Raw genomic sequence first — 22,953 nt, forward strand, 5'->3', positions numbered from 1 at the left:
GCCGCCCTGCGCGCCGAGGCGGCCCAGTGGCGGGCCCGCGCCGAGGAGCTGACGGCGCGCACCGCGGTGGCCGAGGAGCGCGCCGAACGCGACGGCTCGGTGCTGCGCGCCCTCGCGCCGGTCCGCGCCCAGCTGGAGCAGGTGGGCGCCCGGGTGGAGCAGATGGAGCAGCAGCGCGCCGCCGAGCACGCCGCACTGACCGAGCAGCTGCGGGCGGGGGCAGAGTCCGATCGGGAGCTGCGCCGCACCACGACGGCGCTGGAGGGCGCTCTGCGCTCGCGCTCCTCGCGCGGGGTATGGGGCGAGGTCGAGCTCGCACGCGTGCTCGAGGCATCCGGAATGATGCGGCACATCGACTTCTCTGAACAACGCTCAGTAGCCTCCCTAGTAGGCCGTCGTCAAGGTGCGGGCCGCACTCGGGACGGCGCGGGCCGATCGCGTCCCGACGTCGTAGTGCACCTGCCCGGCGACGGCTTCCTGGCGCTGGACGCCAAGGTCCCCCTGGACTCCTATCTGAAGGCCTGCGCCCTGGGCTCCGGCCCGGATGCCGCAACCTCCGAGGCGGACGCCCAACAGCACCGTGCCAAGCTGCTCGCCGCACACGCCAGGGCGCTGCGCGGCCACATCGATGCCCTGGCGGACCGCCACTATGCCCGCACGCTTCAGGACTCCCCGGAGCTCGTGGTGCTGTTCGTCCCGGCCGAGCCGATCCTGGCCGCGGCCCTGGAGGCAGATCCCGCGCTGATGGAGCACGCGCTCGAGCGCGGGGTCTCCTTGACCACGCCGGCCTCCTTGTTGGCACTGCTGCGCACCTGCGCATCCGCATGGGCCCGCACCGCCATCAACGACGACGCACGGGAGCTAGTGGAGCTGGGCCGCACGCTTTACGAGCGGCTCGGCACGGTCGCCAAGCACCTCGACGCCCTGGGCTCCGCCCTGACGCGCTCCGTGAGCGCATACAACCAAGTGGTCGGGTCCATGGAGTCGCGGCTACTGGTCACGGCCCGCTCCTTCGAGACCTTCGGCGGTGACCTGGCCGCGCCGCAGGCGGTTTCCCCGGATGACGCACAGATCCGCCGCTTCACCAGCACCGAGCTGACCGCAGTCACCGAGTAGCGGGCCACCACCTCGCATGGCTGCGCCAGTCCATGGCGGCCAGCCGGGCGGTACGGCGCCGGGAGTCGCCTCCCCCAACAGCCTCACACCACCGAGCTGATCACAACGTTGCGGTTACGTACGCAGTACCATTACCATAAACTGGTCTCCTGCGATATTTTGCAGCAACCTCCCAGGTACGCCCCATAGCGTACCTGGCAACCCACGACCGCAACATGTGGAGGTCCATCTTCCTATGGCAGCCGCAACCACAAGCAGCACCTCGGCCCGCGCCGCTTCGGGCCAGCTCCCCGGCACCGCCCCGCGGGCCGGGAGCGACGACCCCGCCGAGGTGCTGAGCCATCTGAACACACTCGCCGCCAGGCAACAGCAGCTTCAGGACCAGCTCAGTACGCTCCGGGACGAGCGTGACGACCTCATCCTGCGCGGACTCGCCAGCGGCCTGAGCTCATCCGAGCTGGCCGAGAAGGCCCAGCTGACGGGCGCGCGCGTACGGGCCATTGCCGACGCCGCCGCCGACTCCTCTGCGCGGGAGCGGGTGGCCGAGGCCATGGCCAAGCTCGTAGCCCACGAGCCCCCGATCTGCACTACTTATGGCGCGCTCGCCGAGGCGGTAGGCATCGGCTCAGCGAAAGGCGTCGCCTCCTCACTGGCAACCAATCCCGCAGTGCCGGCGCGTGCCGGCGCCCGGGTGCTGCTCCTGCGCTGGGCCAATCCGGCCCTCGGCGGCTACATCATCCCCAGCGAGGAACCCTCCTGGCAGACTCAGGGCGACGACACCGCCTCACGGCTCGAATGCCTGCAGGCCGAGCAGCTGGTGGTGCAAATCACCGGCCCGAGCGGCTCGGTGTGGGTGGTTCCCTTCGACCGGGTGGTGGCCGACGCCGAAGCCCTGAGCAGCATCATCAGCTGATCGGCGGTCCCGGTAGGCGGCCGAGCCGTGTCGGCGGCCTACCGGCCCACTGCCGGAACGGTCAGCAGGTGTGGTCCTGGGCCGGACGACGCCGTCGCTCGGGTGCCTGGCCGCCGGCCGCCTCCTTAAGATCGGCGCGCAGGTTCTTGGGTAGGGAGAAGGCGATCTTCTCCGTGGCCGTGCGCACCTGCTCGACCTCGGAGAAGCCCATCTCCCCCAGCCTCTCAATGACCTCGCGCACCAGTATCTCCGGCACGGAGGCCCCGGAAGTCAGGCCCACGGTGCTGGCGCCGTCAAACCAGGACGCGTCCAGCTCCCGCGCATAGTCGACCCGGTGGGCGGCGGGCGCGCCGGCCTCCAGGGCGACTTCCTTCAGCCGCACCGAATTGGAGGAGTTGCCGGAGCCGACCACGATCATGACGTCGACCTGCGGAGCGATGGCCTTGACTGCGCCCTGCCGGTTCTGCGTGGCGTAGCAGATGTCATCCCCCGGCGGGTCACTCAGGTGGGGGAAGCGCTCGCGCAAACGCCGCACCGTCTCCATGGTCTCATCCACCGACAGCGTAGTCTGGCTGATCCACACGACCTTGTCCGGGTCGCGCACCTGCACCGAGTCGACCTCTGCCGGGCCGTTGACTACCTGGATGTGGTCAGGCGCCTCCCCCTGGGTTCCCTCAACCTCCTCATGGCCAGCGTGACCTACAAGGATGATGTCGTAGTCATCCTTGGCGAAGCGGATCGCCTGCTTATGAACCTTGGTCACCAGCGGGCAGGTGGCATCAATGGTCTGCAGGTGCCGGGCGGCAGCCTGCGCGTGCACGGCCGGGGACACGCCGTGCGCAGAGAACACCACGCGCGCACCCTCTGGTACCTGATCGGTCTCAGAGACGAACACGGCCCCCCGCTTGGTGAGCGCCTCCACCACGTACTTGTTGTGCACGATCTCCTTGCGCACGTAAATCGGCGCGCCGTAATGGGCCAGGGCCTGCTCCACGGCGTCGACGGCGCGATCCACGCCGGCACAGTAGCCGCGCGGAGCGGCCAGCAGTATGCGCTTGGCAGCGCGGGTACGCCCCGGCGCAGCACTGTCGGTGGTGGTTTCGCTCATGGTCACGCCCACCACTGTGCCACAGGAGCCTGCCCGGCGAACACGCCCGCGGGGCGTTTAACGTGGCACAGTGGAGCCCGTGACCGAGTTCCCGCCCAGCCGCCGTGCACCCACGCACTCGCCCGCGCGCACTCCCATGAATACGTCGGCCGGTACGCCTGCGGCCAGTGGCGCGGGGCGGCAGCTGGCCCGCCTGGCACGTGAGACCACGCCGGAGAACCCCTGGCCGCTGCGGCTGCTGTCCACCAAGATCGACGAGTACATCAACAAGATGACCTACGTGTGGGTGGAGGGGCAGATCGTCCAGTTCAACCGGCGCCCCGGCTCGGGAATGCAGTACCTGACCCTGCGTGACGCCGACGCCGACATGTCCATGTCCGTGTCCGTGTTCACCCGAGAGCTCGCTGCCATAGAGCGGAACACCGGAGCGCAGGTGACCGAGGGCGACCGCGTCGTCGTCCATGCCAAGCCGCGCTTCTGGGCCAAGCGCGGCAGCCTTGAACTGCGCGCCGATGACATCCGGCCGGTCGGCATCGGTGACCTGCTGGCCCGGATCGAGCAGCTGCGCCGGATTCTCGCAGCCGAGGGCCTGTTCGACACCGAGCGCAAGCACCCGCTGCCATTCCTTCCCCGCAAGGTCGGGCTGGTGTGCGGACGCAACGCCAAGGCCAAGGACGACGTCGTCGTCAACGCGCGCCTGCGGTGGCCCGGCCTGCCCTTTGAGATCCGCGAGGTTGCCGTGCAGGGTGCGCAGGCGGTGCGGGAGGTCACCGCCGCCATCCGCGAGCTGGACGCCGACCCGGGGGTCGACGTGATCGTGGTGGCCCGCGGGGGCGGCGCCGTCGAGGACCTGCTGCCCTTCTCCGATGAGGGCCTGGTGCGGGCAGCGGCTGCCGCCCGCACCCCGATCGTCTCCGCAATCGGGCACGAGACCGACTGCCCGCTGCTGGACTTGGTGGCCGACTACCGTGCCTCCACACCCACGGACGCGGCCCGCCGCATCGTCCCGGACCTGGCGGAGGAGACGGTGGGGCTGGACCAGGCGCGCGAACGTATACGCACGGCGCTGCGCTCCCGCCTGGACACCGAGCAGCAGGGCCTTGACCAGGTGATGGCCCGCCCAGTGATGTCCGACCCGACTGTCATCGTGCGCGACCGGGTTGCCGAGCTGGAGCAGGCCCGCGAGCGCATGCGCCGGGCACTATCCGCCACCCTGTCCCTGGCCACCGCCGACTTGCGCGCCGACCAGGCCCGACTGCGCGCATTGTCCCCGCAGGGAGTCCTGGACCGCGGCTACGCGATCCTGCGCAGCCCCGGCGTCGGCGTCGTCAAGTCTGCTCAGCAGTTGAAGAAGGGCGATCTGATCGAGGGAGTGCTGGCTTCGGGGCGCCTGGTGGCGCAGGTAGTCGGCACCACCAAGCCCTCCAGCGAGTCCGCCACCTAGTCTTTCCCCTCGCCTGGCACCGGGCGGGAGCCAGCCCCGGACTCACAGCTGGCACCGACGACTTCTGCTGCCCATGGGCGCGCCGGCGCGGCCCGGGGCCTCAGTGATCCGGCCGCGCCACCGAGTCCCTCTCCACCACCCGCCCGACAATCCGCAGGTTCTGCGCCTGGGCTCCCGGGGTGTCCAGCAATTCGTAGAGCCGTTCCACCGCCCACGCCGCCATCTCCGCGTGGGGAAGGGCGATGGAGGTCAGCCGCGGGGACAGTGACTCGTTGATCAGGATCATGTCATCGAATCCGACCACGGACAGGTCCTGCGGGATGCGCAGGCCCAGCTGCGCGGCGGCTGCGTACACGCCCATGGCCATCGCGTCGGCGAAGCAGAACACTCCAGTGGGGCGTTCATCGGGTGCCGCCTGAAGTAGCCGCACGGCCTCGTCATAGGCGGCGCTACCAGCTGGCTTGCAGGAGACGACGACGGGCTCGACGCCGCTCTCCCGGCAACGGGCAATGAAGCCCTCCGCGCGCCCGTGAGCCGCGGGAATGTCATCGTGATTATTGATCATCGCCACACGCCGGTGCCCGGAGGCGAGCAGAACCTCGGCACCGGCACGGCCGCCGGCCACCTCGTCGGGCACCACCCAGGAGTAGCGGGGGTCACTGGTGAAGGCGTTGACCACCACGGTTGGGATACCGGCTAATGCGGAGGGCACAGTAACCGCCTGGTGGTAGAGCGCACCGAGGATGATGCCGTCCACCTGGTGGTCAATGAGCGTGCCGATCACGTCGTCCTCGTCGTCGGCGGTGTCGGCGACGATGAGCAGCCCGCCGTGGGCACGCACGGCGTCCTGAGCGCCCAGCACCATGCGGCCTAGGTGCTCCGTGGTGGCCAGTTGGCGCCCAACCAGGGCGATCGTGTCCGTGCGCCGAGTGCGCAGGGCGCGGGCGGAGGGGTTGGCGCGGTAGCCGAGGGCGGCAGCGACGGACTTGACGTGGCTGCGGGTCTCCTCCGAGACGCGCGACCCCTCCGGATTGTTCAATGCGTGCGAGACCGTCGTGACGGACACGCCAGCCTCGCGGGCCACGTCCTTGATGGTGACCCGGTCAGTCGCGCGACCAGGACTCATCGGTCACTCCCTCCTGCAAACGCTCGGGCAGGCGGTAAGTATCCCCCATGCAGTCCGTCGCGGGTGCAGGCACAGGCCGAATCGCGCCCGTATCGGGAGCAAGCGTGCTCCTGCGCGTCCCCGCAGTTTCGACCGATCTCGGCACGTAACGTCTACCGAACTCGGCGGTTATATCAACCGACCTCGGCGCGGGTTACGGCGACAGCGAGGGCGGTGCCGGCGCCGCGGTCCGTGGACCGGGCCGGTTTCAGGATGCGGCGGGGTCGAGCCTGGTGGTGTAGGCGTCGGCCATGGACCAGGCCTGCAGGCGCGCGTCCGCAAGCGAGCCGGCGTCGATGCGTACGCCGTCGTCGCCCGGGGCCGTCCCCAGGCGCGCGGACAGTGGCTGGCCGTTGACGAAGACCTCCAGGCTGGAGCGATCGCGCAGTACCCGCAAGTGCACCTGCCCCTCGGGGCCCAAGGGCACGGGCCCGGCCAGCTCCCGCCGGTCCGGCGCCTCCCAGGGGGTACCGGGTGCGGCGGAGGCGGAGCGGTCCAGGGACAGCCACCCCGTCCAGGCGTCCTGTCCCTTCGGCCCGCTCGGGGCACGGCGGGTCAGGCGCAGGCGCGTGCGCCGCGTGCCGTCCGCGGACACGGCCAGATCCATGACCAGCCCCTCCGCTTCCCCCAGCCGTCCGGTCAGCACCAGATCGAGGCTGTCGCCGCCCAGGCGGGCGCCGACCGCAGTGACCTCCCGCGCACCAGCGGCATCGGCCAGCACCTGGGAGCGCAGGGAGTCGATCTCCGCGATGGGGTGGAACCGGACAGTTCCGTCCGGGCCCAGGCTGACCTCCCGGGGAACACTCATGGAGCCGGCCCAGCCCGCCTCCAGGCGCCGGGCGCGTGTGGCATTGGGCTGCATCCAGCCGATGGTCACGCGCCGCCCGTCGGGCAGGAGCACCGATTGGGGGGCGTAGAAGTAGTTCTCCCCCAGGTCCGAGCGGCCGACAACGTCGATGCGCATGTGGGTACCGTTACGCGAGCCACGCATCCACATTGAGCGCAGTGTGCGCGAGGCGTGCCAGGCAGAGACGAACAGGATGTCCGTCTCCCCCAGGCGCACCAGCTCCGGGCACTCCCAGACCGTGCCCGTGGCATCCACGTCGCCGTCGCCGACGGCGAGCGGCCCCTCGTAGGCCCAGTGGCGCAGATCCTCGCTGGAGAAGCACAGGGCCGCGCCTACCTGCCTGTCATCGCCACCGGCCCCAGGCACGCCGCTCCCCATCACCTGGAACCAGCGCCCGTTCTCGCGCCACACCGAGTGGTCGCGCATTTCCGGCACCACCAGCCCCTCGGTGGAGGCGGGCGCGGCGTCGATGACCGGATTGCCCGGGTGCTTCACCCAATGGGTCAGCAGCGGGTCCTCCGGGAGGGCCGTGGCCAGGCAGGCGGTCTGGGTGGCGCGCTCCGAGGCTCCGGAGTAGACCATGGTGGGCACAGTGGTGCGGGTGCCGTCCGCCGCCACGCGCTCATCGGCCAGCACGATGCCAGACCAGCAGCCGAATGCGTCCGGGCCGCCCTCACTGGGCCGAATCGCGGTGGGCAGGTCGTGCCAGTGCACCAGGTCGGCCGAGTACTGGTGGCCCCACTCGATACGCTCATGCACCGGGGCGTGGGGATTGTGCTGGTAGAACAGGTGCACCAGGGGCTCGCCGTCGGGACCGGGCCATACGCTCAGGCCGTTGGGATCGTTCATCCACCCCCAGGGAGCGGTCGCGTGCCAGCGGGGGCGGGCTGGGTCCGCCTGGGCGTGAGCCGCCTGCTCGGCCGGGGCCAGGCTGAGGCGGTCCTCCGAGCGAATGAGCCAGGGCCGCGCTGATGCGGTGGTGGAGGCGGTAGTCATGAGCGTGCGTCCAGCTCCTCGTAGTAGCGGTCCAGCGCCGCCTGATAGATCTCCATCATTCGGCTCAGGCCCGTGGTCTCGAGGTCCTTAAGATAGCCGTCCCAGTCGGCGTCGATGCCGCCGCCCACCACCCACTGGGCGAACTTCTGCTTGACCAGGGTGGACACATCCGAGTCGATCAGGGACAGGTCATCGAGCTCGGCATTGGTGAACACCACGGGCGGGAAGGCGTCATTGGCGGCCCATTCGGCGTACTCGGCGGCCACCTGCTCCTGGCGCAGGGAGGCACGCGGCTCAGGCAGCACGACCTCCTCGAAGTCACGCGCAGTGGTGGACTTCGGGCCGCCGGGAGCCACCTTCTGCCGCCGCTCCCCCTCCGACTCGCCCTCGGCCGCCGGAATCTGGGCCAGCATGCCGTCCTCGTCGTACTCCAGGGTCACGCCGATCGGCCCCCAGCTGTTCTGGGCAGACATGACCGGGTCATACATGCGGTCCACCCAGCGCATCACCGCCGCCTGGTAGCGGCAGGTGCGGGTCATGGCGAAGGCGCCGCGGGAGATCTCCTGGTTGTTGGACACCGAGGCGCGGCGCACGCCGTCCACTCCCGCCAGCACCGGGCACAGCGCGTAATGGCCCTCGCGGTCCTCCCCCACGAACTCGGTCGCCTCCCACCAGTAGAAGGCCGCCAAGGACTCCTGCTCCGTCTTTCCCTTGGCCAGGTAGGCGGTGTCATCCTGAGAGAAGGACTCCGAGTCGATCAGGCCCTCGGCGTACCAGGTGTGCAGCTGCTTGACCCCTTCCTTCCACTCCTCGGTGGAGGCGGTGAATACGGCCTTCCGGTCGATCACGATGCGGTGGTCGTTGTTGTCCGCCTGGCCGCCGTATGCGGCGATGATGTCCCACGGGTTGGCGCAGAAGGAGCCCGGGATGAATGACAGCGGCAGCAGCTTCCCGGTTCCGGACGGGTCCTGCTCCTTGAATGCCAGCAGCGTCTCGTGCAGCTCCTCGATGGTGGTGGGCATGTCGCGGCCGACGGCGTCCAGCCAGTCGGTGTTCAGGTACAGGAAGTTCGGGAAGGGTACGAGCCCGAGCTCCTCCACGCTGGGCAGGGTGTAGATGTGCCCGTCCTCGCTGGTGATGGCCGAGCGGATATCGGGGCGGGCGTCCAGCAGCGCGGTGATGTTGGGGCAGTTGTCGGCGAAGAACTCGTCCAGCGGCACCAGCGTGTGGTTGGCGGAGTAGGTGGATACCTCGGCGTCGGTCAGCCCGGTGTTCCACAGGATGTCCGGCAGGTCCCCGGAGGCCAGCAGCAGGTTCTTCTTCTCTGCGTACACGTCCTCGGTGAGCATGTTCCACTGCACCTGGATATTCGTCTCCTGCTCCCACTGCTGGGTCAGCTCCATCTGGCCGTAGGGCACGGACAGGGCTGAGCGCGAGCCGGTGGCGGTGACCGTGATCGGAGTGGAGACGATAGGCAGGGAGTCTGGAGCGTCGGCCAGGCCGGCGGAGGCGGACTCGTCGGGGACGCGGTAGTCGGCGTCGCTCTTCTTGCTCGAGCAGGCGGCCAGGGCGAGCAGGCCCGCGCCGGCGAGCGTGCCGCGCAGCAGCAGGCGGCGGCTGACCGGTCGGCGGGCGATGCCGGAGACGGCGGCCAGACGGTCGGTGGGGAGCGGTGCGCTGACGGCGGCAGTGGTGGTAGCGGTGTTACGGGGCAGCATTTGGGGGACCTCTCAGCTCTTCACGGCGCCGATGAGGGCGCCCTGGGCGAAGTACTTCTGGGTGAAGGGCAGTATGGACAGCAGCGGGAAGGTGGAGACGACGATCATTCCGTACTTCATCAGCTCGGCGATGCGCTGGGACTCGGCGTAGGAGTCCATGCCGGTGGCCGATACGCCGGAGCCGGACACGTCGGACTGGATGAGGATGTTGCGCAGTACCAGCTGGAGGGGGTACTTGGCGTCGTCGTTGAGGTAGATCAGGGCGTCGAAGAAGGAGTTCCAGTAGGCCACCGCGTGCGTGATCACCAGCAGCATGATCAGTGCCTTGGACAGCGGCAGCACGATGCGGAAGAAGTAGCGCCACTCGCTGGCGCCGTCGAGGGCGGCGGCCTCGTGCAGTTCCTCGGGGATGGTCGTCTCGAAGAAGGTGCGGGCGATGATGAGGTTGGTGACACCGATGGCGCCGGGCAGCACCACGGCCCACATGGTGTTGAGCATCCCCAGGTCGCGCACCACCAGGTAGCGAGCGATCATGCCGCCGTCGAAGAACATGGTGATGATGAACAGCACCATGAAGAAGTTGCGGCCGGGCAGGGACTTGCGGGACAGGGCGTAGCCGGCCCCGAGGATCGAGCACACCGAGATGGCGGTTCCCACCGCCGTGTACAGCAGCGAGTTGCCGAAGCCGCGCAGCACGGTGGAGGTGGAGAAGATGCGCTGATAGCCCTCGAAGGTGATGTTCTTGGGCCACAGCCACACGTTGCCCTCGTAGACCTGGTTGGGGTCGGAGATCGAGGCGATGACGACGAAGTACAGCGGGTAGATGATCGCGATTACGGCGCCGCCCAGCAGCAGGACGACGAAGGCGGTGTAGAGAGGGTCGGCGATCCGCTCCATGAGGCGGCGCGGGCCGGAGCTGCGGAAGGTGGGGGCGGCGTCGAGCACTGACGCGGGTGCGGTGGTCATGGGGTCTCCTCGAGTATCTCGCGGGCGGTCAGAACAGGCTCGACTGACCCGCGCGCTTGGCGACCTGGTTGAACACCAGCAGCAGGATCATGTTGAGGACGGAGTTGAACAGGGAGATGGCGGCCGAGTAGGAGAACTGGGCGCTCTTGAGGCCCACGTCGTAGACGTAGGTCTGGATGATCTGCGAGGCGCCCAGGTTCAGGTCCGTCTGCATCAGCAGGGCCTTCTCAAAGCCCAGGTTGAGCAGGTTGCCGACCGCCAGGATCAGCATGATCGACACGATCGGACGGATGCCGGGCAGGTCAATGTGCCACAGGCGCTGCCAGCGGTTGGCGCCGTCCACGCGCGCGGCCTCGTGCAGGCTGGGGTCGATGCCCGCCAGGGCGGCGAGGTAGACGATCATGGAGAAACCGGCGTTCTGCCAGATGTCGCTCATGACGTAGATGGGCCGGAACCAGCCCTCCTCGTTCATGAAGTTGATCGGCCTCCCGCCCGTCAGGGTGATGATGTTGTTGACCAGCCCGGAGCGGGGCGAGAGCAGCACGAACAGCATGCCGACCACCACCACGGTGGAGATGAAGGCGGGCGAGAACAGCACCGTCTGGATGAAGGACTTGAGCCTGCGGGAGGCGAGCTGGTTGATCAGCAGCGCCAGGATGATCGGCACGGGGAAGCCGAAGACGAGTCCGAGGACGTTGATGGCGATGGTGTTGAAGAAGATGCGGGTGAACTGGAAGGAGTGCAGGAAACGGCTGATGTGCTCCAGCCCCACCCACTCGCTGCCCAGGAAGCCGTCAATGGGGTTGTAGTTGCGGAAGGCGATCTGCACGCCGTACATGGGCCAGTACTTGAATACGACCAGGTAGATCAGCGCCGGGGCCAGCAGCAGGTACAGCTGCCAATGGCGGGCTACGCGCGCCCACAGGGACGTGCGACGCCGCCTGGCGGCGGCGGGGGCGGGACTAGACATCGTTGTCCTCCATCTAGGCGGGGAGTGAGCGCCGTTCGCTTGAGACGGCAAGATACGAGCGCCCTAAACGATTTGGCAGGCATATCTTGCCCGCCTCCCATCCTGCTGTCAAGACGTTTTTGCGAGCGGTTTTGCGCGAGCCGCCAGATGACGCAGGGCGGCAAGCCGAGCCAGTACCCTGCCGTGATAACCGGCGCGCAGTGACCGCGCACATGCAACAATCAGTGCCATGAGCGCGCCCTCCCCCGCTGAGCCGACCGGCCCCGCAGACGCCAACGCCGACGTCGCCTCCCTGCCCTACGAGCAGGCTCGCGAGCAGCTGGTCGGCGTCGTCCAGCGCCTGGAGGCCGGTCAGGTTCCGCTGGAAGAGGCGCTGAAGCTGTGGGAGCGTGGCGAGGCCCTGGCCGCCCGCTGCCAGTCCTGGCTGGATGACGCCCGCGCCCGCCTGGCCGCCGTCGCCGGCGATGGGAGCGAGTCCGCCGACTCCGCCGGCCCCGGCGCCCCCGGCGCCAGCTCCACACCCTTCTGAGCGCTCTTCCACCCGCACTCGCTTGTCACCGTCAGCCCTCGCCACCGCCCACCAACCATGAGGAGCCCCAACATGTCAGCACCCGGCCCCGCAGGAACCGCCCTTGTCATCGGCGAGGCACTCGTCGACGTCGTCATCCACCCCGGCGAGCCCGCCCAAGACATCCCCGGCGGCTCCCCCGCCAACGTCGCCCTGGGACTCAGCCGCCTGGGCCGCGACGCCGAGCTGGACTGCTGGATCGGCACCGACCCGCGCGGCCAGGCGGTGCGCTCTCACCTCGAGGCCTCCGGTGTGCGGCTCACGCCAGGCTCCGACGGCGCCGCGCGCACCTCCACCGCGCAGGCCACCATCGGGGCCAACCGTGCCGCCACCTACGTGTTCGACCTGGACTGGAACCCGCCGTACCCGCAGCGCACTGAGGGCACGGCGGCGCCGCTGCTGGTGCACACCGGTTCGATCGCAGCGATCCTGGAGCCCGGCGCGGCCACGGTCGAGCGCGTGCTGTCAGACTTCCGGGCCACCTCCACGATCTGCTACGACCCCAACGCCCGCCCGCAGCTGATGGGCACCCCCGAGCAGGCGCGCACCCAGGTGGAGCGGCTGATCTCCCTTGCCGATGTGGTCAAGTGCTCCGATGAGGACATCGAGTGGTTCTATGGCGAGGACGCGGACGTCGAGGCCGTGGCGCGCGAGTGGCTGGCCCTGGGCGCGGCCGTCGTCGTCGTTACCCGGGGTAAGCAGGGCTCGCTGGCGGTGACCGCGTCCGGGCTGCGCATGGAGGTGCCCGCCGACCCCACCGTGGTGGTCTCCGACACCGTCGGTGCGGGCGACTCCTTCATGGGCGGGCTCGAGGACGGCATCTGGGCCGAGGGCCTGGTGGGCGCCGAGCAGCGCGAGGCGCTGCGCAGCATCGACGCCGCCGCCCTGGAGCGCGTCCTGCGGCACGCGGCCGCCATCGCCGACATCACGGTCTCTCGCGCCGGCGCCAACCCGCCCACCCGCGCCGAGCTGGAGTCACCCACCGTCTAACCCCCCGCCCCCGCACACTCGCCCCCCCTCACCGAGGTCGGTAGACATTACATGCCGAGATCGGTAGACGTTGCAGGCGACTGCGGGTTTCGGCGCCAACGCGGGCACGCGTTAGTACAGCGGCACCTCGTCGAGCATGCGCGTGACCAGCTCGGCGATATCGCTGCGCTCGGTGCGCACCAGGTCCACGTGCGCGAACAGGTCCCGATCCTTCAGGGACTCCACCACGCTGACCACGCCGTCCCAGCGCCCCACCCGCAGATTGTCCCGCTGGGCGACGTCGTGAGTCAGTACCACCTTGGAGTTCTGGCCGATCCGGGACAGCACCGTCAGCAGCACATTGCGCTCCAGCGACTGGGCCTCATCCACGATCACGAAGGCGTCGTGCAGGGAACGGCCGCGCACGTGCGTAAGCGGCAGCACCTCCAGCTGCCCGGCGGCGACGATCCGATCGATCCGGTCCGTGGGCACCACCGAGCTGAGGGTGTCGAAAACCGCATCCCCCCAGGGCGACATCTTCTCCGCGGAGTCGCCGGGCAGGAATCCGAGACTCTGTCCCCCCACCGCGTACAGCGGCCGGAACACCATGACCTTGCGGTGCTCGCCCCGGTTGACGACGGCGTCCAGCCCAGCGCTAAGCGCCAGGGCCGACTTGCCGGTGCCGGCGCGCCCACCGAGCGAGACGATGCCGATGTCAGGGTTGAGCAGGTGATCGATGGCGATGCGCTGCTCGGCGCTGCGCCCACGCACACCGAAGACCTCGCGGGAAGCGTCCACCAGGTGCAAGGCTCCACCCACAACGGTCGCCAGGGCCGAGCCACGCGGGGAGCTAACCACCACGCCGGTGTGGGTGGGCTGGGCCGCCAGGTCGTCGGCCGCCTCCTCATCCGCCAGCCCGGACAGGTCCAGGACGCCGTCGCCCCATAGCCGGGAGATCTCCTCGTCGGTGACAGCCACTGCGGTCATGCCGGAGTAAATGTCTTCGCTGGCAAGCTCAGCCCGGTACTCCTCCGCGGTCAGCCCCACGGCGGCGGCCTTAATGCGCATCGGCAAGTCCTTGGAGATGACGACCACCTCTCCGTCGTCCGCGCCGGCGCCCTGGTGGGCGCGGCGTGCCAGCGTTACCGCCACCGACAGGATGCGGGAGTCGTTGTCGCCCAGGCGCATGGCGGCGGGCAGCACGTGATCGTCAGCACCATTGAGCTCTACCCTCACCGTACCGCCACGGTCACCGACCGGGATGGGACGGTCCAGCCGACCGTGCTGCTCACGCAGGCCATCGAGCAGGCGCAGCGCTGAGCGGGCGAAGTAGCCGAGCTCGGGATGGTGCCGCTTTCCCTCCAGTTCCGTAACCACCACGACCGGCAGCACCACGGCGTGCTCGTCGAAGCGCAGCAGGGCGCGCGGGTCGGAAAGCAGGACCGAAGTGTCCAGGACGTAGGTTCGCATGGTCGCCTCCAGCTGTATCTCCGCCTGTGCCGTCTCCATCTGTTCTCGGCGAGCAGCGCCGGACGCCCAGAAACAGCGCGTCTGTGATACTGCTCACCATACTCGCTTGTGTGCAGAAGGGATCGAGGACGTGCTCGGCGTCGACCATAGGCGGGTACAGCCAGCCCCCGCTAAGCAGGCGCTGCTTTGACGGCACCAACAACACCCGCGGCAACTCACCCGGACGGTCGCGCGCCCGCCCCTTCCCCGGGCTACCTGCCCAGGCGGCGCTCGCGCTGGCCGTAGTCGCGCAGCGCCCGCAGGAAGTCGATACGCCGGAAGGCCGGCCAGTAGACCTCGCAGAAGTAGTACTCGGAGTGAACCGACTGCCAAAGCAGGAAGCCGGAAAGGCGCTGCTCCCCCGAGGTGCGGATGACGAGTTCCGGATCAGGCTGCCCCTTGGTGTACAGGTGCGCAGTGATGTCCTCCTCGGACAGGGAGCCCGCAACCTCCTCCAGGGTAGCGCCTGCGGCGGCACGCTCCCGCAGTAGGTCGCGGACGGCGTCGGCGATCTCCTGGCGTCCTCCGTAGCCGACAGCGACGTTTACCTGCATGCGCGCATCCGCGTGGTCGGCGGGCGTCATAACCTCCGCCGCGGTCGCGGAGTCACCGCCATTCCGGGCACCGGAGTCCTGACCGCCGCCCTTGCCCCTGCGGGCGGTGGAGGCGACAGCGGCACGCAAGCGGTCGGCCACCGGCGCGGGCAGCAGGTCTACCGCCCCGACCAGGCGCAGCCGCCAGCGGCCGGCGGCGGCCAGCTCGTCGACGGCGTGGGCGATTATGTCCAGCAGCGGGGAGAGCTCTGCGGGGTCGCGGGAGAGGTTGTCCGTGCTCAGCAGCCACAGGGTGACCACCCCAACACCGGCATCCTCCGCCCAGCCGAGGAACTCCTCGATCTTGTCTGCGCCGCGCTTGTGCCCCTGGGCGGTGCCGATGCCCATGGCCCGGGCCCAGCGCCGGTTGCCGTCGAGGATGACGCCCACGTGCTGGGGCACACGATCAGGCTTGACCTGGGCGACCAGGCGGCGCTCATAGAGGTTGTAGAGGAGGTTGTCGCCCGCCATCACTCGTCTCTTTCCTGTGCGCGCCGGTTGGCCATGACGCCACCGCGCCAGGGTCGGCGGGCGCGCCCAGGTCCGAGGGTAGCGCGAGACTGAGCCACAGCCCACCTTTCCAGGTAACCTACGGCAGCGTAACCTACGGTAGCGTAAGTTGTTGTTGAGCCACCGCCCGTGAGGAGTTCCGTTGATGCGCACCACCATCCAGTCGCGTGGCGCGGCCGCAGTCAGCGCCGCCAGCGACCTCGCCCGCGCCGTCAAACCCAAGCTGCGCGGCTGGATCCATGCCTGCACCGCGCCGCTGGCGCTGGCGGCCTGCATCGTGCTGACAGCGCTGGCGCCGGGCGCAGGACTGAAGTGGGCATGCGCCGCCTACCTGGCCTGCTCCCTGCTGCTGTTCGCCAACTCGGGCGTCTACCACATCTCCAACGGACACTTCCCCCGGACGGTTTCCACCGTTCTGCAGCGATTCGACCATGCCAACATCTACCTGCTGATCGCAGGCACGTACACACCGCTGTCCGTAGCCCTGCTCGATGCCGGAACCGCGCGCCTGGTCTTGGGAATCGTGTGGGGCGGGGCCGTACTCGGCATCCTGACCACACTGCTGTGGCCAACGGCGCCGCGCTGGCTTTCGACCCTGTTCTATATCCTGCTCGGCTGGGTGGCACTGTGGTTCTTGCCCCAGTTCTGGGTCACGGGCGGTCCGGCGATCTTCTGGCTGCTGGTGGCCGGCGGCCTCGTCTACACGGTGGGCGGCGTCATCTACGCCCACAAGCGGCCCGATCCCTTCCCCCGCTGGTTCGGCTTCCACGAGATCTTCCACGCCTGCACGGTGGCCGCGTGGGCCTGCCACTGCGTGGCCTGCTATCTGGCGGTGCTGGGCCGCTGAGGTCCTGCCCAGGGCGGCCGCTCCCTATCGCGACGCGGCCACCCCGAGTACGCGAACCGTCGAAAGTGCTCTTGGCTGCATGATCCGCGCAACTCGGCCAGCGGGCGAACTGGCGAAGGCGCACGACTCTTGGCCGTCGACGCTACCGCACTGCCGAGCCGAACCACAGAAAAAGTGTCCATCTCTCGCCACTTTGCGGTCGCGTACCCACCCCCGAAGGCACTTGCTACCACATTTCCGCAGGTCAGAACCGGTTTCCCGCAGGCGCTAACGGCACCGCCGGAGTCAAAGTGGCGAAGAATGGACACTTTGCCCCTGCGCAGCCAGCTCCGCCTGCTCCGCGAGCCACCCCGGATCGGGCAAAGCAGCCCGAGCCCGCCTGGCGCCCTGGTCACCCTTGCAGCACGATCCGGCAGGAACGTATAGACTTGCGCCTTATACCCGAACAGCCCCTGAGCATCATTTCCGCCGTTCTCAAGGAGGGACCATGGCCGACGAGACCACCGAACCGCAGGGCACCTGGCTCACCCAGGAGGCGTATGACCGACTCACCGAGGAGCTTGAACGCCGCAAGAGCGTTGAGCGCAAGGCGATCGCCCAGCGCGTGGAGGCCGCCCGCCAGGAGGGCGATCTGCGCGAGAATGCCGGCTACCACGCGGCTCGCGAGGAGGCCTCACTCAATGAGGCCCGTATTGTCACGCTCACCGAGATGTTGGAGCACGCGCAGGTCGGCGCAGCCGCCTTCGACGGCTCCGTAACCGCGGGCACAATCGTCACCGCGAAGGTGGCCGGCCGCGAGCAGACCTTCGCCCTGGGCGGCCAGGAGATCACCGAGGACGTTCCCGAGGGCGTCAAGGTCTTCTCCCCCGACGCCCCCCTGGGCCGCGCCCTCATGGGCCACCGCGCCGGCGACACGGTCAGCTACAACGCGCCCAACGGCAGGGAGATCACCGCGGAGATCGTCGACGTCAAGGCGCTCTGACTGGCCGCAGCGTATCACCCTCACGTCCCGCTCCTGTCACCCGTGACTGGAGCGGGACGCTCATTACCTGGACCCACCCGACCGTCGCGCCTCCCGTGCCGCATCCGCCCTATTCCGTGGCTCCCGCTCATATGCCCCCGGCGTACTCCCATGATTGGCCCTTAACCTGTTCGGCTCCCGCGAGTACGGTCGCCCCCATGACAGCATCTACGCAGTCCACTCCAGCTACCGGCTCGGCGGCGCGGCCCCGCCCGGCCCGTAATGCCGTGCTTCCTGGACGCGAAGCCTCGCTTCTGCCACTCCCAGGCGAGCACGTCGTCCTGGGCACACCCCTGGACGGCCCTTGGCCCGAAGGCACCCAGGTGCTCTACCTGGCGGGCGGCTGTTTCTGGGGTGTGGAGCGCTTCCTGTGGCGCCAGCCCGGCGTGGTGGCCACCGCCGTGGGCTACATGGGCGGCACCACCCCGAACGCCACGTACCAGGAGGTTTGTACCGGCGCCACCGGTCATGCCGAGACGGTGCGCGTGGCCTACGATCCGGCCGTGTGCGGCGAGGGCGGGGAGAGCCTGTTGCGCACCTTCTGGGAGAACCACGACTCCACGCAGCTGAACCGGCACGGCAATGACATCGGCACCCAGTACCGCTCAGCGGTATGGACCACGACGGCGGCGCAGGCCAACGCCGCGCTGGCAATCCGCACTGCCTTCCAGGGCGAGCTGACCCGCCTCGGACGCGGCACCTGCGTGACCACTATCGCCCCGGCCACGGAGCTGTATGACGAGTTCGGCGGGCCGTTCTACCTGGCCGAGGACTACCACCAGGGCTACCTGGACAAGAACCCGAACGGCTATTGCAACCATGGCCCCAACGGCATCACCTGCCCGGTGGGGATCGCGAACGTGCCCGCGCAGACGGACGTGCTGCCGCCGGAGACGGTGTAAGTGCTCAAGTAGGTCGCACATAGTCGGCGCGGGCCGGCCGGAGGCGCTAGAGGTCTCCGGCCGGCCCGTGGCCTACCCGTACGGGTGCGTCACTAGTGCCGGTCTGGGTGCGTCACTAGTGCCGGTCTCGGCGTGAGGGGGAGGAGAGGCGCGAGCACGGCGGGAGGGGATACGACCCGGGTCAAGAGCCCAGCGCCAGGTTCAGCGCCACCCCCAGCATGACCAGGCCGACCAGCACATCCACCACCCGCCAGGTGCGCGGGCTGGACAGCGGCCCGGACAGGGCGCGCGCCCCCAGGCCCAGCGCCGTGAACCACAGGATCGACGCCGTCCCGGCGCCGGCGGCGGCCAACCACCGCGCCTGCCCGAAACCGTTGGTCACCATGCCGAGCATGAGCACGGTATCAAGGTAGACGTGCGGGTTCAGCCAGGTCAGCGCCAACGTGGTCAGCACGACCGACGACGCCGGGCGCGCCTGCTCCTGCTCAAGCGCACCAGGACGCATGGCCGACCGGAAGCTGGAGACCGCAAAGCCGATCAGGTACAGCACACCGCCCCAGCGCAGCAGTTCCAGCACCCACGGCGCCAGGCGCGCAACCACGCCGATTCCGCCGGTGCCGACGGCGATGAGCGCCAAGTCGCTGAGGGCGCAGATGGCGATCACCAGCCCGATGTGCTCGCGCCGCACGCCCTGCCGCAGCACCCAGGCGTTCTGCGCGCCAATGGCCACGATCAGCCCCAGCCCGGTGGCGAAGCCGGTGATGGCAGGCGCGAAGCCGGACCAGGAGCCGCAGACCGCCAGCGAGGCAGTAATCAGGCCCGCGGCTGCGGGGGCCGCTGATGCCGCCCCCGCAGCCGCCAGGGCATGTGGGGACGTCGACGGCGCGAGCAGAATCGTCATGGGTCGACCCTATGGGGTATGGCGTCAGCCCGTAAGACGGGCGGACGCCGAAAGCACCGGCGCGAGACTGCGCGGCTCCCTCCGGCCGCCCGGTGCACCCGCAGGCACTGCGCAGGGCTCATCGCGCCACCCGCGCCCGGCGGGCACGACCCGCCGTCATCGGCACGCGCGTCGGGTGTTACGCCGGAAATGTGCCAATATCAGGGCATGAGTGAACGCAGTGACTTCACAGACGGCCGCGGCTACGGTGATCGCGGCAACCGTCGCGACCGATACGACCGATATGACAGGGGATATGACCGGGACGAGCGGAGCGACCGCAGCGGCTACCGGGACGACGGCGGGCGCGGCTACGACCGCGGTGGCCGGGGCTATGGCCGCGACCGCGACTTCAGCGGCCGCCGCGGCGGCTACGACCGCGGTGGCCGGGGCTACGACCGCGGCAACCGAGGGTACGACCGGGACAACAACCGCGGCTACGGCGACCGCCGCGAGGATGACCGGGAGGGCCGCTACGACCGTAGCTACAACCAGGACCGCAGCTACGGCCGGGACCGCCGTGACCAGGGATACGACCGCGGTGGCCGGGGCTATGGCCGCGACCGCGACTTCAGCGAGCGCCGCGGCGGCTACGACCGCGGTGGCTACGATCGCGGCAACCGAGGGTACGAACGGGACAACAACCGCGGCTACGGCGACCGCCGCGAGGGTGACCGGGAGGGCCGCTACGACCGCGGTGGCCGCGGCTACAACCGGGACCGCGGCTACAACCGGGACCGCCGCGACCGGGGATACGAGCGCGACGGCCGGGACCGCGACTACCGGCACGAGGGCCGCCGTCACGACAAGGGTCCGCGCACGGGAACGCTCAGCGACCTGGTGGATTACCTGCACGTGCTGGACAACCGCCCCTACGGCGCCTACCGCGACACCGTCGGCCACTATCGCGCCTCCGAGGGCTGGATGCTGCACGTGGACTACGTTCAGCCGGACCCATACGCCCCGCCCACACGGATCCGCATCCAGGCTCCGGCCGATCTGCCCGGCCTGAAACTGCTGCAGGATGCGGACCTGACCTCCACTCGCGACCGGCGCATCGCTGTCGGCGACTTCCTGACCCGCGAGCTGCACCGGGGCTTCCGCGGCACCAACCTGTCGATCGCCTCGCCCGGGCAGGAGATCCTCGAGCGCTGCTCCGTAATCGTCTCCGCCCCTGCCGACGCCGATGACGACGCCGACGCGCCCGCGACGGACGGTGCGGCCACCGACGCATCGCCTACCACGGACCAGCAGGGCGACGAGATCCTGGACCTCTTCACTGTGCTGACCGAAAGCGATGAGGACGCCGATGCGGGCACCGGCGAGGACGCCGTTCCCGCCACCACATCCTCGGAGTCGGCAGGCACCGACCTTGATGAAGCGGTGGACGGCTCCGCAGCTGACACGTTCGCCGCCGCCATCGGCTCCACTGAGCCGACCGACCTCACCGGGGAAGACGACGTGGCGCAGGAGCCCGGCTCCCCCACCGACGAGGGGGAGGCGCCCGAGGAATCAGCTCCCTCCGCCAGTGCCGCCACGGACTCAGACACCGAAGCCGATGCGGACGCCGACGCCGTGCAAAGCACCGGTAAGCGCGAGGCCCCTGCGGGCTCCGGCGTCGTCATTGAGATTCGCGCCCGAGTGGCGCTGCCTGCCCGTGGCCGCTCCATCCGTGGGCGGGAGGCGGCCAACATCTTCAGCCACGACCTGACCCGTGAGATCAACGCCGCCCTAGACCTGACCGGCGAGCGGGGCGAGCGCCTGCTGGAGCACATTGCCGCCCTGGAGGACCACCGGGCCCTGACCCAGGCGGTGCTCGACAACGGCTGGGTGGCCTTCCTCGCCGACGACTCAGTCCTGCCGCGCCGCTCCGGCGTCAGCGACGCCCCCATGGAGGAGGGCGCCATCGCACTGACCGCCCCCGATTCACTGGCCGCAACCGTGACCCTGCCGCATGCCGGTGAGGTACGCGGCACCGCGATCGGCTCCGGGGTCACGCTCGTGGTCGGCGGTGGCTACCACGGCAAGTCCACGCTGCTGAGCGCGATCGAGCGCGGCGTCTACCCGCACGTTCCGGGCGACGGCCGCGAGCTGGTGGCCACGGTCCCAGACGCCATCAAGGTGCGGGCCGCCGACGGGCGGGCAGTGACCGGCGTGGACCTGACGCCCTTCATCTCCCACCTGCCCGGAGACCGCGACACCGCCTCCTTCACCACCACCAACGCCTCGGGCTCGACGTCCCAGGCTGCCTCGATCGTGGAGTCGATCGAGGCGGGGACCTCCGCGTTGCTGCTGGATGAGGACACCTCCGCCACCAACCTGCTGATCCGTGACGCCCGCATGCGCACGCTAGTGTCCGACGACCAGGAGCCGATCACCCCCTTCGTGGACCGGGTGGGGGCGCTGGCCGAGGCGGGCGTTTCCACAGTGCTGGTCATGGGCGGCTCAGGGGACTACCTGGACGTGGCCGACCGGGTGCTGCTGCTGGATTCCTACGTGCTGCACGACGCCACCGAGCGTGCAGTCGAGGTCACCGCGGCGCAGCCGCGGGAGACGACGGCACTGGTGGACTTCCCCATGCAGACGCCGCGGGTGCCACTGCCCTCGCAGCGCACCCAGCGCGGCCCGGTGCGCACCCGCTCACGCGGCACCGACACGCTCACGCTGGACCGCGAGGACATCGACATCTCCGATGTGGCGGGTGTCGTCGAGTCCGGCCAGGCGGAGGCGGTGGCCTACGCCCTGCGGGCACTGCTGGAGCAGCGCTTCGACGGGGAGTCGACGCTGGCGCAGTGCCTGGAGGACCTGGACGCCCTGCTGGATGACGAGGGCCTGGACGCCCTGGACCGCCGCCCTGCCTTCCTAGTGCGCCCACGCATGGTGGACGTGGCAGCCGCGGTGAACCGCTACCGGAGGCTCAAGCTGGCCTGAGGTGTGCGGCGCGGCGTCAGGTGACGTCGCGCCGCACGCTAACGTCCGGGTGGGCTCAGAGAGAACCGCGTAATCAAGCGGTTTAGCTGATTGTCTCGAAATGGATAAGGGGCTTCCAGCGTGCGGCCGAGGCTGCGGCGCACGCTGGAAGCCCCTATCTCTTCGCTGACCAGTGCCGGCGAATCTCTATTTTCTGCTGCTATTGCAGCGATTAGTGACAGTCGGCGTGACTGGGCTCGAAGTGCGTAAGCGTGCGGCACCCAACGGCTCGCACGCCCTGCTGGCCTCAGCGCAGCGCGGCCAGGGCCCGGTCCTGGGCGACGATGGCCTGGACCATCGCGGGGACCTCCGCGTCGTGGTAGGCGGCGGGTGCGAAGACGCTCATGTTCTCGAAGTCGGTGGCCAGGTGCAGGTTTACCTGGGCGCCCACCACGCCGGTGGTGAAGTTCGACAGGATCAGGCGCAGGGCCTCGATCGGGCGGTGCCCGGCGGAGAAGGAGTAGCCGACCAGGCCCATGGCCTTGTTGGCCAGCACGGACGGGGTGATGAAGTCGATCGCGTTCTTCAGCGCGCCCGGGACGGAGTGGTTGTACTCCGGGGTGACGAAGATATAGGCGTCGTACGCCGCCAGGGCCTCGTTCCACTTCACCGCGGCCGGGTCCTTGGCGGGGGCTGCCATTGGGGGAAGCTCCTCGGCAAAGACCGGCAGGTCGAACGAGCCGAGTTCGAGGACCTCGGCCTGCACGCCGTCAACGGTGTTGGCCTTGTCGGCAACCCACTGGGCGACCGGCCCGCCTATGGAGTTGGGGCGGACAGATCCGGTGATTACGGCGATCTTGGTCATGTTGCGCTCCTTGAAAGCACAGTTGGAAGCAAAACGAACAGACCAGACTGTAGGCCATAGGTCCCAGTCAACCCAG

The 22,953-nt window shown here is 69.3% G+C and carries 19 protein-coding genes; 9 read left to right on the forward strand and 10 right to left on the reverse strand.

What is annotated here, in order from left to right; translation table 11 throughout:
- Nucleotides 1–6 precede the first annotated feature (6 nt).
- Nucleotides 7–1,116 (forward strand): DNA recombination protein RmuC, encoded by a 1,110-nt coding sequence (locus GZ997_RS02415; RefSeq protein WP_238994201.1) that lies wholly within the window; start codon nt 7–9, stop codon nt 1,114–1,116.
- A gap of 235 nt (nt 1,117–1,351) precedes the next feature.
- Nucleotides 1,352–2,029: a hypothetical protein gene (locus GZ997_RS02420; RefSeq protein WP_203233925.1), complete on the forward strand. Its 678-nt coding sequence runs from the start codon at nt 1,352–1,354 to the stop codon at nt 2,027–2,029.
- Between the two features lie 61 nt (nt 2,030–2,090).
- On the opposite strand, the gene GZ997_RS02425 is transcribed toward GZ997_RS02420, so the two are convergent.
- Complete coding sequence (locus GZ997_RS02425; RefSeq protein WP_162678706.1) at nt 2,091–3,137, reverse strand: 4-hydroxy-3-methylbut-2-enyl diphosphate reductase; 1,047 nt, start codon at nt 3,135–3,137, stop codon at nt 2,091–2,093.
- 136 nt (nt 3,138–3,273) lie between these two features.
- Between GZ997_RS02425 and xseA the strand changes: the two genes are divergently transcribed.
- Nucleotides 3,274–4,581: an exodeoxyribonuclease VII large subunit gene (gene xseA / locus GZ997_RS02430; protein ID WP_162678751.1), complete on the forward strand. Its 1,308-nt coding sequence runs from the start codon at nt 3,274–3,276 to the stop codon at nt 4,579–4,581.
- 100 nt (nt 4,582–4,681) lie between these two features.
- Here xseA and GZ997_RS02435 read toward each other — a convergent pair whose 3' ends face one another.
- The 5 genes from GZ997_RS02435 to GZ997_RS02455 all read right to left on the reverse strand — a co-directional run bounded on the left by GZ997_RS02435 (nt 4,682) and on the right by GZ997_RS02455 (nt 11,243).
- A complete protein-coding gene (locus GZ997_RS02435) occupies nt 4,682–5,707 on the reverse strand; it encodes a LacI family DNA-binding transcriptional regulator (RefSeq protein ID WP_161923619.1) in 1,026 nt (341 codons plus the stop codon).
- Nucleotides 5,708–5,954: 247 nt separating this feature from the next.
- Nucleotides 5,955–7,589 carry a glycoside hydrolase family 32 protein gene (locus GZ997_RS02440; protein WP_162678707.1) on the reverse strand — a complete coding sequence of 545 codons (1,635 nt, stop codon included), beginning with the start codon at nt 7,587–7,589 and terminating at the stop codon, nt 5,955–5,957.
- Nucleotides 7,586–9,307, reverse strand: a complete 1,722-nt coding sequence (locus GZ997_RS02445) for an extracellular solute-binding protein (protein WP_162678708.1) — start codon at nt 9,305–9,307, stop codon at nt 7,586–7,588. The genes GZ997_RS02440 and GZ997_RS02445 overlap by 4 nt, the downstream gene beginning before the upstream one ends.
- A 12-nt stretch (nt 9,308–9,319) precedes the next feature.
- The gene (locus tag GZ997_RS02450; RefSeq protein ID WP_161923615.1) at nt 9,320–10,273 is read right to left on the reverse strand and encodes a carbohydrate ABC transporter permease; all 954 of its coding nucleotides are present in this window, start codon (nt 10,271–10,273) and stop codon (nt 9,320–9,322) included.
- 28 nt (nt 10,274–10,301) lie between these two features.
- Complete coding sequence (locus GZ997_RS02455) at nt 10,302–11,243, reverse strand: ABC transporter permease subunit (protein ID WP_162678709.1); 942 nt, start codon at nt 11,241–11,243, stop codon at nt 10,302–10,304.
- A 229-nt stretch (nt 11,244–11,472) separates the two neighbouring features.
- On the opposite strand from GZ997_RS02455, the gene GZ997_RS02460 reads away from it, so the two are divergent.
- Together GZ997_RS02460 and GZ997_RS02465 are read left to right on the forward strand one after the other, a co-directional pair.
- Nucleotides 11,473–11,772 carry an exodeoxyribonuclease VII small subunit gene (locus GZ997_RS02460; protein ID WP_162678710.1) on the forward strand — a complete coding sequence of 100 codons (300 nt, stop codon included), beginning with the start codon at nt 11,473–11,475 and terminating at the stop codon, nt 11,770–11,772.
- 72 nt (nt 11,773–11,844) lie between these two features.
- On the forward strand, nt 11,845–12,801 hold the full coding sequence (locus GZ997_RS02465; RefSeq protein WP_162678711.1) for a carbohydrate kinase: 957 nt from the start codon (nt 11,845–11,847) through the stop codon (nt 12,799–12,801).
- 111 nt (nt 12,802–12,912) lie between these two features.
- Here the strand turns inward: GZ997_RS02465 and GZ997_RS02470 are convergent, their stop codons facing one another.
- Both GZ997_RS02470 and GZ997_RS02475 read right to left on the reverse strand, forming a co-directional pair.
- Entirely contained in the window at nt 12,913–14,250 is a 1,338-nt protein-coding gene (locus GZ997_RS02470) for a PhoH family protein (RefSeq protein WP_162678712.1), read from the reverse strand.
- Nucleotides 14,251–14,501: 251 nt separating this feature from the next.
- Nucleotides 14,502–15,353, reverse strand: a complete 852-nt coding sequence (locus GZ997_RS02475; RefSeq protein ID WP_162678713.1) for an undecaprenyl diphosphate synthase family protein — start codon at nt 15,351–15,353, stop codon at nt 14,502–14,504.
- A 184-nt stretch (nt 15,354–15,537) separates the two neighbouring features.
- Between GZ997_RS02475 and GZ997_RS02480 the strand changes: the two genes are divergently transcribed.
- From GZ997_RS02480 to msrA, 3 genes are all read left to right on the forward strand, one after another.
- Nucleotides 15,538–16,239 (forward strand): hemolysin III family protein, encoded by a 702-nt coding sequence (locus GZ997_RS02480; RefSeq protein WP_162678714.1) that lies wholly within the window; start codon nt 15,538–15,540, stop codon nt 16,237–16,239.
- Nucleotides 16,240–16,726: 487 nt separating this feature from the next.
- The gene (gene greA, locus GZ997_RS02485) at nt 16,727–17,221 is read left to right on the forward strand and encodes a transcription elongation factor GreA (protein WP_161923609.1); all 495 of its coding nucleotides are present in this window, start codon (nt 16,727–16,729) and stop codon (nt 17,219–17,221) included.
- A gap of 197 nt (nt 17,222–17,418) precedes the next feature.
- Nucleotides 17,419–18,162 (forward strand): peptide-methionine (S)-S-oxide reductase MsrA, encoded by a 744-nt coding sequence (gene msrA / locus GZ997_RS02490; RefSeq protein WP_161923608.1) that lies wholly within the window; start codon nt 17,419–17,421, stop codon nt 18,160–18,162.
- Between the two features lie 181 nt (nt 18,163–18,343).
- On the opposite strand, the gene GZ997_RS02495 is transcribed toward msrA, so the two are convergent.
- Nucleotides 18,344–19,063, reverse strand: a complete 720-nt coding sequence (locus GZ997_RS02495; protein WP_161923607.1) for a LysE/ArgO family amino acid transporter — start codon at nt 19,061–19,063, stop codon at nt 18,344–18,346.
- 207 nt (nt 19,064–19,270) lie between these two features.
- Here GZ997_RS02495 and GZ997_RS02500 point away from each other — a divergent pair, with 207 nt between their 5' ends.
- Nucleotides 19,271–22,033 carry a P-loop domain-containing protein gene (locus GZ997_RS02500; RefSeq protein ID WP_238994198.1) on the forward strand — a complete coding sequence of 921 codons (2,763 nt, stop codon included), beginning with the start codon at nt 19,271–19,273 and terminating at the stop codon, nt 22,031–22,033.
- A gap of 286 nt (nt 22,034–22,319) precedes the next feature.
- Here the strand turns inward: GZ997_RS02500 and GZ997_RS02505 are convergent, their stop codons facing one another.
- Nucleotides 22,320–22,877, reverse strand: a complete 558-nt coding sequence (locus GZ997_RS02505; RefSeq protein WP_162678715.1) for an NAD(P)H-dependent oxidoreductase — start codon at nt 22,875–22,877, stop codon at nt 22,320–22,322.
- Nucleotides 22,878–22,953: the final 76 nt, after the last annotated feature.

This window comes from Actinomyces sp. 565, assembly GCF_010365615.1.
Taxonomy (GTDB): Bacteria; Actinomycetota; Actinomycetes; order Actinomycetales; family Actinomycetaceae; genus Actinomyces.

Excerpts from the sequence above, each read along its gene's own strand:
- GZ997_RS02495 (WP_161923607.1), bottom strand. The coding sequence starts at position 19,063 with ATGACGATTCTGCTCGCGCCGTCGACGTCCCCACATGCCCTGGCGGCT.
- GZ997_RS02420 (WP_203233925.1), top strand. The coding sequence starts at position 1,352 with ATGGCAGCCGCAACCACAAGCAGCACCTCGGCCCGCGCCGCTTCGGGC.
- GZ997_RS02475 (WP_162678713.1), bottom strand. The coding sequence starts at position 15,353 with ATGGCGGGCGACAACCTCCTCTACAACCTCTATGAGCGCCGCCTGGTC.
- GZ997_RS02465 (WP_162678711.1), top strand. The coding sequence starts at position 11,845 with ATGTCAGCACCCGGCCCCGCAGGAACCGCCCTTGTCATCGGCGAGGCA.
- GZ997_RS02435 (WP_161923619.1), bottom strand. The coding sequence starts at position 5,707 with ATGAGTCCTGGTCGCGCGACTGACCGGGTCACCATCAAGGACGTGGCC.
- GZ997_RS02505 (WP_162678715.1), bottom strand. The coding sequence starts at position 22,877 with ATGACCAAGATCGCCGTAATCACCGGATCTGTCCGCCCCAACTCCATA.
- GZ997_RS02440 (WP_162678707.1), bottom strand. The coding sequence starts at position 7,589 with ATGACTACCGCCTCCACCACCGCATCAGCGCGGCCCTGGCTCATTCGC.
- GZ997_RS02470 (WP_162678712.1), bottom strand. The coding sequence starts at position 14,250 with ATGCGAACCTACGTCCTGGACACTTCGGTCCTGCTTTCCGACCCGCGC.
- GZ997_RS02445 (WP_162678708.1), bottom strand. The coding sequence starts at position 9,307 with ATGCTGCCCCGTAACACCGCTACCACCACTGCCGCCGTCAGCGCACCG.
- GZ997_RS02450 (WP_161923615.1), bottom strand. The coding sequence starts at position 10,273 with ATGACCACCGCACCCGCGTCAGTGCTCGACGCCGCCCCCACCTTCCGC.
- xseA (WP_162678751.1), top strand. The coding sequence starts at position 3,274 with ATGAATACGTCGGCCGGTACGCCTGCGGCCAGTGGCGCGGGGCGGCAG.
- msrA (WP_161923608.1), top strand. The coding sequence starts at position 17,419 with ATGACAGCATCTACGCAGTCCACTCCAGCTACCGGCTCGGCGGCGCGG.
- GZ997_RS02425 (WP_162678706.1), bottom strand. The coding sequence starts at position 3,137 with ATGAGCGAAACCACCACCGACAGTGCTGCGCCGGGGCGTACCCGCGCT.
- GZ997_RS02460 (WP_162678710.1), top strand. The coding sequence starts at position 11,473 with ATGAGCGCGCCCTCCCCCGCTGAGCCGACCGGCCCCGCAGACGCCAAC.
- greA (WP_161923609.1), top strand. The coding sequence starts at position 16,727 with ATGGCCGACGAGACCACCGAACCGCAGGGCACCTGGCTCACCCAGGAG.
- GZ997_RS02455 (WP_162678709.1), bottom strand. The coding sequence starts at position 11,243 with ATGTCTAGTCCCGCCCCCGCCGCCGCCAGGCGGCGTCGCACGTCCCTG.
- GZ997_RS02480 (WP_162678714.1), top strand. The coding sequence starts at position 15,538 with ATGCGCACCACCATCCAGTCGCGTGGCGCGGCCGCAGTCAGCGCCGCC.
- GZ997_RS02500 (WP_238994198.1), top strand. The coding sequence starts at position 19,271 with ATGAGTGAACGCAGTGACTTCACAGACGGCCGCGGCTACGGTGATCGC.